Source organism: Anseongella ginsenosidimutans, from assembly GCF_008033235.1.
In the GTDB taxonomy this organism is placed as follows: domain Bacteria; phylum Bacteroidota; class Bacteroidia; order Sphingobacteriales; family Sphingobacteriaceae; genus Anseongella; species Anseongella ginsenosidimutans.
In genome coordinates this window covers 900,216-912,796 of the sequence record NZ_CP042432.1, presented here as the reverse complement: position 1 = coordinate 912,796, position 12,581 = coordinate 900,216, and the positions used below count along the sequence as shown (strand labels likewise).

General features: G+C 48.0%; 11 protein-coding genes. 6 read left to right on the top strand and 5 right to left on the bottom strand.

Annotation, left to right across the window (positions count from 1 at the left end; genetic code table 11):
* The 3 genes from FRZ59_RS03755 to FRZ59_RS18790 all read right to left on the bottom strand — a co-directional run bounded on the left by FRZ59_RS03755 (position 1) and on the right by FRZ59_RS18790 (position 3,762).
* Complete coding sequence (locus FRZ59_RS03755) at positions 1-1,314, bottom strand: hypothetical protein (protein ID WP_132127989.1); 1,314 nt, start codon at positions 1,312-1,314, stop codon at positions 1-3.
* Positions 1,307-3,160: a DNA cytosine methyltransferase gene (locus FRZ59_RS03750; protein ID WP_225975173.1), complete on the bottom strand. Its 1,854-nt coding sequence runs from the start codon at positions 3,158-3,160 to the stop codon at positions 1,307-1,309. The genes FRZ59_RS03755 and FRZ59_RS03750 overlap by 8 nt, the downstream gene beginning before the upstream one ends.
* A 95-nt stretch (positions 3,161-3,255) precedes the next feature.
* Positions 3,256-3,762 carry a helix-turn-helix domain-containing protein gene (locus FRZ59_RS18790; RefSeq protein ID WP_225975172.1) on the bottom strand — a complete coding sequence of 169 codons (507 nt, stop codon included), beginning with the start codon at positions 3,760-3,762 and terminating at the stop codon, positions 3,256-3,258.
* On the opposite strand from FRZ59_RS18790, the gene ffh reads away from it, so the two are divergent.
* Positions 3,761-5,083, top strand: a complete 1,323-nt coding sequence (ffh, locus tag FRZ59_RS03740) for a signal recognition particle protein (RefSeq protein ID WP_132127987.1) — start codon at positions 3,761-3,763, stop codon at positions 5,081-5,083. The two genes, FRZ59_RS18790 and ffh, sit on opposite strands and share 2 nt — an antisense overlap.
* A gap of 14 nt (positions 5,084-5,097) precedes the next feature.
* On the opposite strand, the gene FRZ59_RS03735 is transcribed toward ffh, so the two are convergent.
* Positions 5,098-6,219, bottom strand: a complete 1,122-nt coding sequence (locus FRZ59_RS03735; RefSeq protein WP_132127986.1) for a DUF3500 domain-containing protein — start codon at positions 6,217-6,219, stop codon at positions 5,098-5,100.
* A 150-nt stretch (positions 6,220-6,369) separates the two neighbouring features.
* On the opposite strand from FRZ59_RS03735, the gene FRZ59_RS03730 reads away from it, so the two are divergent.
* From FRZ59_RS03730 to FRZ59_RS03715, 4 genes are all read left to right on the top strand, one after another.
* Positions 6,370-7,356 (top strand): YpdA family putative bacillithiol disulfide reductase, encoded by a 987-nt coding sequence (locus FRZ59_RS03730; RefSeq protein ID WP_132127985.1) that lies wholly within the window; start codon positions 6,370-6,372, stop codon positions 7,354-7,356.
* Between the two features lie 77 nt (positions 7,357-7,433).
* Positions 7,434-8,615 carry an ATP-binding protein gene (locus tag FRZ59_RS03725; RefSeq protein ID WP_132127984.1) on the top strand — a complete coding sequence of 394 codons (1,182 nt, stop codon included), beginning with the start codon at positions 7,434-7,436 and terminating at the stop codon, positions 8,613-8,615.
* Between the two features lie 103 nt (positions 8,616-8,718).
* On the top strand, positions 8,719-10,287 hold the full coding sequence (locus tag FRZ59_RS03720; protein WP_207910206.1) for a sulfatase family protein: 1,569 nt from the start codon (positions 8,719-8,721) through the stop codon (positions 10,285-10,287).
* A gap of 7 nt (positions 10,288-10,294) precedes the next feature.
* Entirely contained in the window at positions 10,295-10,768 is a 474-nt protein-coding gene (locus tag FRZ59_RS03715) for an energy transducer TonB (protein WP_132127983.1), read from the top strand.
* On the opposite strand, the gene FRZ59_RS03710 is transcribed toward FRZ59_RS03715, so the two are convergent.
* Complete coding sequence (locus FRZ59_RS03710; protein ID WP_132127982.1) at positions 10,728-11,726, bottom strand: aldo/keto reductase; 999 nt, start codon at positions 11,724-11,726, stop codon at positions 10,728-10,730. The two genes, FRZ59_RS03715 and FRZ59_RS03710, sit on opposite strands and share 41 nt — an antisense overlap.
* A 48-nt stretch (positions 11,727-11,774) precedes the next feature.
* Here FRZ59_RS03710 and FRZ59_RS03705 point away from each other — a divergent pair, with 48 nt between their 5' ends.
* The gene (locus tag FRZ59_RS03705) at positions 11,775-12,572 is read left to right on the top strand and encodes a type 1 glutamine amidotransferase (RefSeq protein ID WP_132127981.1); all 798 of its coding nucleotides are present in this window, start codon (positions 11,775-11,777) and stop codon (positions 12,570-12,572) included.
* Positions 12,573-12,581 lie beyond the last annotated feature (9 nt).

Here is a 12,581-nt window from a genome sequence, read left to right as displayed (position 1 = left end):
TCAAATGTTATCTTGTTTTAAACATACCTTAAAAGACTCAACCCATTCCGCGGTAGGTTCGTCAATGGGGGCTATTTCCCGTCTTAACTGGCAAATGGATTCCCCGATTGCTGTAAGCCATTTTGGGCCAATTTCGGCTGGATTCTGCTGATACTTATCAATTTGGTACTCAACCCATTCCCTGAGATCCATCAGGTGAATTTGGGTTTCGTGAATCAGCTCCAGTTCTTCAGTTCGTTTTGTGATCTCAGGCTTTAGATTAGGCTTTTGATCTGTTACGAAACCAGCAACAAGTGTCTCAGGATGCATTTTAAGCTTGTCATTCAGCTCTTCAAGCTCATCTCTCAGATAGGTTTTGCCGTATTTAGCATCCCATGATTCAAGAATGTCCTTATTTCCTTGCGTCAGCGTAAGTTCAATGTCGCCGATGTTCCCGTGTTTTTTATTTGCCGAGCGCATTTGAGAAAGCGGTTTCAGAAAGCCGCTCAGGCACTTTTCGTCATCCAACACCTGGAATAATGCGTGCATGGCAACTTCAAACATCCTTGCCGAATAGGTGGAACTTTCAATAAATCTGACAATGGCCGCGTAGCATTCATCGAAAGCAGGCTCCTTTTGCAGGAAGTTATTCAATGTATTTATTGTTTCCTTCGTCAGTTCAAGAAATACCTCCGATTTATTATTCAGAAAGACAATAAGCTGCTTCAAGGCGTTTTCAGCGTCTAATTTTCCTGTTTCAACAGCGTCTGTTATTTCTAACCACTCCTGCCTTGCACCGCGGATCGCCGCTTTATATAATTTCGAATAGGGGTAATTTTCCGCCAGGCTTCTTGTCATCATAAACCCATCCGCGTTCAGCCTTAAAAGGTTGTACTTCCGGAGTACGGGTGTTATGTGATTTTTGTCCAGAACTCTCATTGGAATGCCTTCTTTCCAGGAAAAATCGGCGCCGGTGCTTCCTTTATGTAAACGGACAGATTGGTCCGGATGTATTGATTTTACCGTTAGCTGTAAAATTGTTAACCCTACGAGGGCTCTGCCGACTTCGCTTGTAACAGAGTTTACCAGTGATTCAATAATGTCAACCTGGCCTTTTGTGAGGTTTTCTATTTTTATTCCCGGATCCTGGCATTCCAGAATAATTTTTTCGAGAAAACCATTGGCTAACGCGGCTTTGATTATTGCTAACCTTTTCTTTGCTTCCTCGGAAGTCCGGCCTTCCTCGTACCGGGATTCTACGCCGTCTTCGTTTACCAAAATGCTTTTGTCGAAGTAGATATGCAAAACAGGCTGGTATTTCCCTTCTTTATCCATTTGCCAGTAATGATTTTTTGAGTTGAACACTTAAGGGCGTAAGCGTTGGGAATTTGTAAGGAATTAAATACTCATTTTCAGGGATTTCCGGGTTAGTATTGCTGTTCCTTATCTCAAATCCGATTTTTCGCAAGTCAAAAAAATGCTTCATCAGTTCTTCCCGGCTAATTTTATAGCTTTCCGAAAACTGGTTGATGTGCCTGATCTGCCCGATTGCCGGATCAATGAGAATTAATTCCAAAAGTCTCCAAACAGCTTCTTTTGTTTCACTGCCGGATTTTATAAAATTATATGAAATGTCGTTCGCGTATTGATAATAGCCGTTCAGCTGAACAAGGTCGGCCTTGATATGATTCTCAACCAGGGTTTGTTCAAATATTTTCCAAAGAACCGTATAATCGCTTAAAACATTACTGTAAAAAACTAAATGAACCTCATTAACGGCGCGGAATAACGGCAATTTTTTTAACCTCTTTAATTCAATCCTGTATGACTCTTTTGCGTTTTCGTTTCGGCGAAGCTCAAACGTCCATTTTTCGTTTGTGGGCTTGAAAACTACTTCTATATCCGATTCGGGATTGTTCTTTATTTTAAAATTCTCTGTTAATTCAATGTTGTATTTTTTCAATGTAATCTCTTTTTCGGGCTTTTTTTTATGATTGCCTAATACATGGGATGCTTTTCGGAAGTATCGCAAGCTTTTCTCTCTTTTCAGCTTTCTGAAAGATAGCTTATCGTATTCATGGAGATAATGAAGCTCGAAAGGGAGTTCAACATTAAAAAATTGATTTAACACGCTCAGGGCCAATATTCTTGCAAACTGCGGCGGGACGGAATTTCCTATTTGTTTACATATGGCGGCGCGGTTCCCAAGTATTTTATAATCATCCGGAAATGTTTGAAGCCGCTTTAATTCCTCCACCGTGAAATGCCGGTTTTCCCAATGAAAAGGACCGGTATATTGCCCGCCCGACGCTTTTAACGTTCGAATGGGAGTAACAGGGTCAGCTTTGTAAAGAAAATCCGAGAACTTCGAACGCCAGGCAAAAATGGGGTTCGGGTGCCCCATTTTCTCGGTAAAGAAGCTATAATTTAACCCCGGAGGCACTTCATCCAGAAGATGCCCGAACCGGCCGTTAATTGATGGTAATTTACCGGATTCAGGTGAAGAAACGTTTTCAATAGCATCATATGCTGAATAATGCGGGAATTTCAAGGCGGAATCAGGCCCGTGCGTTGGTTTCGGAAACTTGAAGGCTTCATTTTTGGAGCCAACGATGATAAGCCTTTCGCGATGCTGCGGAACGCCATAATCAGCAGCGTCCAGGATACGGTAGGAGATATTATATCCTATTTCCTTAAATGCATCAACGATCTTTTTAATAGATTCTCCTTTTTCGGCTCCCAATAAGCCATATACATTTTCAAACAAAAATCCTCTAGGTTTCAGCTTCTTTAAAACCCTTACGTATTCCTGGAACAAGCTGCCTTTATCGTCTTTTGTCCCTGCCACTCCCGCCGCCCTTCGCCCGGCTGCTGAAAATGACTGGCAGGGCGGGCCGCCAATTACAAAATCTACCTGGGCAGACCGGGCCGGTTCATAATGCCGGATGTCTCCGGCTAAGATATTTGCATTGCTAAAGTAGTTTCCCGCGGACTGGTTGTGCCGCATAGTTTGTACAAACTTCTCTTCGAGTTCGACTGATTCAACCAATGTAAAGCCTGCATCGCAAAACCCAATATCCAGTCCACCCGCGCCGGAAAATAAAGCGACAACATTGATTGGTTGTTCAAGAGCGGCGCCTGCCCAGTTTTTTATTGCCTTCCCAAATTCATCCGGTGCCAAAACATCCGTGCCAGAGATTCGAGAACAAATTTCGCGGTAACTGTTAACAGGGGCTTTTGTTTCAAAAAAATATTGCTGACCAGACTCTTCGACCTTCATTTTTTTGATTTTAAATATTTTACTCTTTTTTCTGCTGCTTTTAATGTTTTGGCGGCAACATCTTCATCTGCAAGTTCGTAAGCGATCTTTTCACTAAGGTACTGAATCAACAAATAGTCTTTCTTTAAATCGAGAATTCCGGCAAGCCGGATAATTTGTTCTTTAGTCGCTTTTCTGGCTCCACGTTCAACCTTGCTCAGAATGGCGGTGTCAATGTCCAGCAAAGCCGCTACCTGCCTGAGCAGCAATCCTTTTTTTTCCCGGCTTTCCCGCAGTATTTCGCCGGTTGTTTTCATGACATCCATAATAACATTTGAAACTATGTACTTGACATTCTTTGTCAAAAGTAGGGAAATGTTTACGTTTGCCAAAATTTTTAGTAAAACCTGGCATGCCCGATCGTGATCCGGCACGATTGCAATTACGACTATAATGATGTATTGCGTGAACGCTGTTTTGTCATCGTAAATCCCTAAATTTGCGGTTTTTAACTCGTAGATCATGTTTGAAAATCTCCAGGATAAATTAGACAGAGCGTTCAAGGTATTAAAGGGTCACGGCAGCATCACCGAGATCAATGTGGCCGAAACCATGAAGGAAGTGCGGAAAGCCTTGCTGGACGCTGACGTTAGCTTCAAAGTGGCGAAGGCCTTTACCGATACCGTGAAGGAAAAGGCTCTTGGCCAGAACGTGCTTACCTCGGTTTCCCCCGGGCAGCTGATGGTCAAGATCACGAACGATGAACTGAGCAAGCTCATGGGGGGCCAGGCCGCGAACCTGGACCTGTCGGCAAATTTTACCATTATCCTGATCGCCGGTTTGCAGGGATCGGGTAAAACCACTTTTTCCGGGAAGCTCGCCCGCCTGATCAAATCGAAAGGCAAACGGCCGCTGCTGGTAGCCGGCGACGTTTACCGGCCTGCAGCCATTGATCAGCTGAAGATCGTGGGTGAGCAGATCGGGGTTCCGGTATTTACGGACTATGAAAGCAAGGATCCTGTAGGCATTGCCGAAGCGGCCATCAGCCGCGCGAAGCAGGAAGGGCATAACGTGGTGATCATTGACACCGCCGGACGCCTGGCAGTAGATGAAGAAATGATGGATGAGATTGCCCGGGTGAAAGCCGCCGCCAATCCCCAGGAAATTCTTTTTGTGGTGGATGCGATGACGGGACAGGATGCGGTCAATACAGCCAAAACGTTTAATGAACGGCTTGATTTTGACGGCGTAGTGCTTACCAAGCTGGATGGCGATACCCGCGGCGGTGCGGCCCTTTCCATACGGGCTGTAGTGGATAAGCCCATCAAGTTCATCGGAACGGGCGAAAAGCTGGACGCAATCGACGTTTTTCATCCCGACCGGATGGCTTCCCGGATCCTTGGTATGGGAGACGTAGTTTCCCTCGTTGAACGCGCCCAGCAGCAGATTGACGAAAAGCAGGCTGCCGAGCTGCAACGAAAGATCCGGAAGAATAAATTCGATTTTAATGATTTCCTGGGGCAACTCCAGCAGATCAAAAAAATGGGTAACATCAAAGACCTGATGGGAATGATCCCCGGCGTTGGCAAGGCGATCAAGGATGTTGACCTGGATAACGATTCCTTTAAAGGTATTGAAGCGATCATCCAGTCGATGACGCCCTATGAACGCCAGAACCCGGAAGTGATCAGCGGCAGCCGCCGGCAGCGTATTGCCCGCGGAAGCGGAAATGACATTGCCGAGGTAAACAAGCTGCTGAAACAGTTCGAAGAGATGCGCAAAATGATGAAGATGATGAATAATCCTTCAAAGATGGCCGGCCTGATGCGCAACATGCCGCGCTAACGTTGCACTATCCTTTAATGTTGCCCGCCGGCCTGCGCATGTTCCTCCCCGGAATGGGCATGCGTGCCGGAATTACGCGTATGAGAATGTTCCTGCCGGGAATGCCCCTCCCGGTAATGCCTTTTCAGGGCGTCTTCCCCGAAATCATTGCTGAGGTCGCGAACTACCGTATGTACATGATTCGCGTTATTCTGGGTGTTATCGTATTCGATCAGTAATACAGGCCCCTGAATGCGGTAGTAATGCGGGTTTCCCGGTCCTGCCTGGCGGCTGCCTGCCCATGCAAAACGCAGGCTGTCCATGCCTGCTTCGTCCAGCTTCTTCATCATTTCACCGGAAAACTCTTCCCTGAAATTGCCGGTATAGGTATTCAGCAGCTGCATAAAAAGTTCCTTTTGACGGATGTCCAGTTCATGAAAGAAAATGCCTTCCGGATGTTCCAGCAATACTTCGCGCTTGTTTCCGGTAAGGATGTCGGTAGGAGCTTCTTCGCTGATAAGCGTCTTTTTAAGCTGGCTGGCGTTAAGAGAATGGAGCAGGCTGAAAGCGAGTTGTGTCTCATCTTTAAGTACCTGCCTTCCTTTCTGCGGCCCCGAAGGTACAATAGCGGGATTAGCTCCCATGAATTCAGGACTTGCCGAAACCAGTTTATTACCAATGGAAGTATAGTTAATGGATAAATGATGCCCTTCCACCCTCCAGCCCCAGGGAGTTCCGGCGGAGGGCTCGCCAAACAGGCTGAAATAATATTTCCCCTGGTCCCGGTAATCATCTTCCGGCCCACGGTTTTCCAGTTCCTTTAAAACAGCCTCCAGTTCCATAATTCCTTTCGCTTTCCGGTAGCCCTGCTCGCTCAAGGTAAACCTTAACAAGGTAAACGCTGCCTGCTGCTGTACCGAATCCATTTCTTTTACCGGGATACCCAGCCGCTCCCGGGGAACAAAGTGCCAGTTAAAGCGTTCGGTTGAGTCGAAAGGGAATACAGCCTTCTCCCGCTGCCCGGGAGATAAGGTGTTCAGGAAAGCGCTTGCCGTTTCAGCAAGTGAAAGCGCTTCCGGCGTATTTTTGGGAGATGAGCTGCTGCAGGCCGTAAGTATTCCGGAAAAGAGTATAAAGAGCCCTTGTTTTATATTCATATAGCGGTTTAAGGAACGTAAAGATACATTTTATTTCAACCCCCGCGTAAAGCAAGCCCTGCTGCGGATAGTGGCCCTGTGGCCAGACCTTCTGAACATTTTGCAGCGGCGCCTGTTCTTCCATAGCATTTCATTCGGTATTTTTGAAAAATGAGTGAAGATCGGCAGCAATATGACGTGCTTATTATAGGAGGAGGTCCTATTGGCCTGGCCTGCGGGCTGGAGGCTAAAGCGGCAGGCCTGAATTACGCGATCCTTGAAAAGGGCCCGCTGGTAAATTCCCTCTATAATTACCCCTCCAATATGACCTTCTTTTCCACTTCGGAAAGACTGGAGATCGGCGGTGTCCCCTTTGTATCCAATAATCCGAAACCCACCCGTGCCGAAGCCCTGGAATATTACCGGCGCATTGCCATGTCCAACCAGCTGAATATAAAGCTGTTCGAGGAAGTGCAGGATGTGCAGCGGCAAGAAGGCGTGTACCGGGTGCGAACATCCAAAGGCAGCTATGATGCCGTCCATGTAATCGTCGCGACCGGCTTTTACGATATTCCCAACAAACTGAATATAGAGGGAGAAGACTTGCCGAAAGTGCGGCACTATTATAAAGATCCGCATTTTTATGCCGGGCAAAAAGTAATCGTTGTAGGAGCGAATAACTCGGCGGTGGACGCCGCCCTGGAAACATTCCGGAAAGGCGCCGAAGTAACCATGGTGATAAGGGGGCCTGAAATCGGCAAACGGGTGAAATACTGGGTTAAACCTGACATTGAAAACCGCATTAAGGACGGCGAAGTCAAGGCGTACTTCAACAGCACCCTGAGAGAGATCCGCGAAACGGAAGCGGACATCCTCATGCCGGACGGACTCATCACCGTTAAAAACGATTTCGTGCTTTCCATGACCGGCTACCAACCCAATTTCGACTTTCTCCGTAAAATCGGCATCCAGCTTTCGGACGATGAAAAATTGTATCCCGCTTACGTCCCGGAAAGCATGGAAAGCAATATGCCGAATCTTTACCTTGCCGGCGTTGTCTGCGGGGGAATGGACACCCATATCTGGTTTATAGAGAATTCCAGGGAACATGCTTCCATCATCATCGGAAAGATCCTGGAAAAGCAGGCCGCAGCCTAAGTAAGAAAGCGAAATTTTTATACTGCACTTGTAAAATAGTATTACTATTTTTACACCATACTTGTAAAATAGTAAATATGTTATTCGCTCGCCACATATATCCTCTCCTGTCAGATCATCTGACGCGAAAGCAAGTTACTGTCCTTACTGGCATGCGGCGAACCGGCAAAACTACGCTGGTGAAGCAATTAATGGAAGAATCTGCTATCGCGCAGAAACATTATTTTGACCTGGAGCGGATCGATAACAGGCAGTTATTTTCCGAACCTAATTATGAGAACACCGTACAAGCGCTAAGGCAACAAGGAACTGACTTTACCAAAAGAGTGCTGATCGTTCTGGATGAGATCCAGTTGGTTCCCAATTTACCCAGTATCATTAAATACTTGTACGATACCTACGATATTAAGTTTGTAGTAACGGGTTCAAGCGCCTATTACATGAAAAACCTCTTTTCCGAATCATTAGCGGGCAGAAAGAAAATATTTGAAATCTACCCCCTTAACTTCGGAGAGTTTCTGATATTTAATGGAGTAGCTGCTTTGTCCCCGAATATAGAAGAGGCGGAGAGGTTTATCCGGTCAGAGTTCGAAAGATTAAAGGGCTATTATGACTCCTACGTAAATTTTGGAGGGTTTCCTGAAGTGGTTCTTGCTGATTCGATGGCGGAGAAACAGGATCTGATAATTGATATATTAAGTTCTTACATTAACCTTGACATAAGAGTACTTTCAGACATCAAGGACCCAACAAATCTTTATAAACTTATCAAATTGCTCTCCGTCCGGATAGGCACGAGATTGGAGGTTTCAAAGTTAACCAGCCTCATGGGAATGGCCCGGCAAACAATAGAGAATTATCTTGAGCTATTGGAGAAAAGCTATCTTATACGTACTATACCCGTACTATCGAGCAGCCCCGACCGGGAAATAGTTAAAGCGAAAAAGGTTTATTTCCTTGACAACGGTATCGCAACCATGTCAGGGGAGCTTTCAAGCGGCTCCAGGTTTGAAAATGCAGTGTTCAACCAATTGCATCATAAAGGTGAAGTTGCCTATTATCAACTCAAGTCGGGCAGGGAAATAGATTTCATCCTTAATAAGGAGGCTTGCTTTGAAGTTAAGGAAACCGCAACAGAAGCAGACCTGAAAAACGTGCAGTCACTGGCCAAAAATCTCAAGATAGCACAATCGTATGTTATAGGGCGCCAGCCTTTGAAGGTTTTCCCCGGGTATATCTGGGCGGGATTTATTACTTAATATCGTTCACCCCACATCAAACAGCTGACAGGACTGGCGGAAGATAATTTGATAAAATCCGATTGTTACAGTAATTTGTGGCGAATCGTCAATAATTGTAACGATGAAAGTAAGAATCCCCCTTTTCCTGGCGCTGGCCGCCGCCATGGCAGGCAGTTGCCAGCAGCAGAACCGCAATACGGCCTCATCCTCTGAAACAGAAGGTTCCCCCGAAATTGAAATAGAAAAGATCGAAGGCGCAAAGCCGCTGAACGTGGTTTTTATTCTTGCCGATGATCACCGCTACGATGCGATGGGCTTTATGGGAAAGATTCCCGGGCTGAAAACGCCGAATATGGACCGGATGGCCAGGGAAGGGGTGCATGTAAAGAACGCTTTTGTAAGTACTGCCCTTTGTTCGCCCAGCCGGGCTTCGATTCTTACGGGGCAGTATGCGCATACCCATACGATTGTAGATAATTCAGCGCCCATGCCGGAGGGACTCCGTTTCTTCCCCCAGTATTTGCAGGAGGCGGGTTATCAGACGGCTTTTATCGGGAAATGGCATATGGGAAACCAGGACGATCAGCCTCAGCCGGGCTTTGATCACTGGGTGAGTTTCAAAGGACAGGGACAATACTATAATCCTACCCTGAACGTGGACGGGAAGCAGGTCAAGCATGCCGACAGCACCTATATGACCGACCTGCTCACCGATTATGCCGTGAACTGGCTGGACAGCGCCGGCAGCGAAAAGCCGTTTTTCCTCTACCTTTCACATAAGGCCAATCATGCCGAATTTTACCCGGCAAAGCGGCATGCGGGAAGTTATGCCAACCTGGAGATCCAGTACCCGCCTTCTATGTTCCTGACCGCGACCGATTCAAGCACGGTGGAAATGCCGCCGGGTTTCCGGGGCCCGGAAGGCCCGGTCAATAAACAGGATATCCCGGATTGGGTGCGGGAGCAGCGGTACAGCTGGCATGGGGTAGATTATATGTACCACGGAACCATTGTTTTCGACGATTTTTACCGTCGCTACCTGGAAACCTTGCTGGCCCTGGACGAAAGTGTGGGAAGAGTGCTGGAATTCCTGACAGAAAAGGGCTTAGCTGAAAATACCGTGGTGATCTACATGGGCGATAATGGCTTTGGCTTCGGAGAACACGGCCTCATTGACAAGCGCCATATGTATGAAGAATCCATGCGCGTGCCGCTCCTGGTATGGGCGCCCGGAATGCAATTCCAGCAGCATGAGCTGGAAAAGATGGTGCAAAACATTGATATCGGCCCCACAGTACTGGAACTTGCCGGCGTTAAAACACCCTCGCCAATGCAAGGAATGTCGTTTGCCCCGCTGTTGCGCGGAGAGGACATTCCCTGGCGCGATGAGGTTTATTACGAATATTACTGGGAGTACGCTTTCCCGCAAACCCCCACGATTTTCGGCGTGCGGACGGATCGTTATAAATATATTTTCAACCACGGCGTCTGGGACATCAATGAGTTTTACGATCTCCGGGAAGATCCCTGGGAGGTGAATAATCTTATCCGGAGTAAGGCTCACCAGGATACCATTAAAGGTATGGTGGACGCTATGTGGAGCTGGCTGGAAGAAACCGGAGGCATGCAGATCCCGTTAAAACGGATCGGCCATAAAAAATTCGACAATCGCTATAACGGAACTTATTAAAAAATATATGAAAGCACTTTACCTGGCTGCCAGCGTTTGCATTTGTATTTTCCTGGCATCTTGCGCTGCAGCAAAATGGCCGGATGCCCGCTTTGTTGAAAAACACAATTATAAGGAGGTAAGGGGAAGCCTTCCAGGCGAATTTGCGGAAAAGCCTAACCGTTTTCCGATGTATCCTGGCGGGCAAGAAGGAATCAACGAGTTGATTGCCGCCCATGTCCGTTTTCCCCAGGAAGCTTTGAAGAAGAAAGCCAGCGGGGTCGTTATTGTTAGATACGTCATTGATAGAGATGGATTAGTTAAAGACGCGGAAGTAATTAAAGGAGTAGCGCCGGCCCTGGATGCGGAAGCGATCAGGGTCATTCAAAAAATGGAACGATGGGTACCCGGCCAGCTCAACGGTCAGCTGGTAAGGGTATCTTTTTCCCAGCCTTTTAATTTTAATCTGCCTTCAGCTCCAGTTCCGCCAGGTGGCCGTTAATGCTCGCTAACTCTTCGGCATTCAGCGTAATCTCTGCCGCTTTGGCGTTCTGAGCAACCTGGGCGGCATCGCGGGCTCCTGCGAGGGCTGCGGTGATGCCAGGCTGATCAATGGTCCAGCGGAGTACGAGCTGGGCGAGCGTGGCGCCTTTGTCTTCTGCAATGGGCCTGATCTTTTCCAGGAACGTGTTAATGCGCGATATGTTCCCCGGTTTGAAAAATGGAGTTTGAGGCCGGTGGTCCCCTTCCTTAAATTCATGGCCGGGCTGGAATTTGCCGGTAAGTACGCCGCGCTGCAGGGGACTGTAAGCAAGAATTCCGGCGCCTGTTTCCAGGCAATGGGGAACAATTTCTGCTTCAATTCCGCGGTTAACCATGCTGTAGGGGACCTGGTTGGACACAAGCTTCAGCGTAGTTTCCGCTTCCTTCATTTCTGCCGCCGAATAATTGCAGACGCCCGCTTCCCGCACTTTCCCTTCCCGGATCAGCGCAGCCACCGCGTCCATTGTTTCGTCAATGGGAGTTGTCGGGTCGGGCCAATGGATCTGGTAAAGGTCTATATAATCGGTTTTCAGCCGGCGAAGGCTGTTTTCGCATTCTTTCCGGATACTGTCCGCAGCTGCATATTTGTAAACATCGTACTTTTTGCCCTGGTGAGGACTGTCCTTCATATGGAGGCGGCCGCTGGTCCCTTCCCAAACGAGTCCGAATTTGGTCAGCAGCTGTATTTTATCGCGGGAAAGTTCACGGACGGCTTCCCCTACTATTTCTTCGCTGGTTCCCATGCCGTAAATGGGCGCCGTGTCAATGCTGGTGATTCCCAGGTCGGCGGCTTTATGGATCGCCTTTATCGCTTCGCGCCTGTCGGCGCCGCCCCACATCCATCCGCCAATAGCCCAGGCGCCGAACGTGATCGATGAAACCTTCAAATCGCTTTTTCCAAGTTGTCTGTATTCCATAAGGTAAAAATACGTATTGTTCGGTATTTTTGCCGAAAGCTTGATAAAATGCATTCCGAACACCTGAGGATACACTATTTTCAGCACGTTCCCTTTGAGGGGCCCGGCAGTATTGCTGAATGGGCTCAACAGAAAGGTCATTCCCTGACCAGAACCCGTTTTTATGAACAGGAAGCTTTACCGGCCCTGGATGGAATAGATTGGCTCGTGATCATGGGCGGGCCCATGAGCGCACATGATGAAGGCTGTTATCCCTGGATGGCTCCGGAAAAGGCCTTCATTAGGCAAGCCATTTCCGCGGGAAAAACGGTGATTGGGATTTGCCTGGGAGCGCAGTTAATAGCTCAGGTACTCGGCGCCAGGGTGTACCCTAATCCGCAGAAGGAAATTGGCTGGTTCCCGGTAACTTTTTCAGGCCGGGAAGCCTCCGGGCCGGATGCTGGCGGCTTGGCGGCGGGCGGGCTGGCGGCGCTTACCGTATTTCACTGGCATGGCGATACCTTTGACCTTCCCGAAAACTGCCGCCGTATCGCTTCTTCGGAAGCCTGCAGGAACCAGGGCTTCTGGTATACGGACTGCGTCCTGGGCTTACAGTTCCATTGTGAAGTAAACCGCGCAGCGCTTGAAGAAATGGTAAAGGAGGGTGTGGAAGAATTTCGCACCGTGGAAATTACTGCCGGGGAAGCGGCTCCCGCTGCCGGGAATGCCGCAGCCACAGCCGGCAGATTCATTCAAACGCCTGCCCAAATTTTATCGGGAAATGAATTTATCCTTCCGGCAAATCGCTACCTGGAGCAGCTGCTTGAGCAATTGGCTGCGGGGCAGGGCCGCATAAAAGCCCGCTGAGTTTGCCGG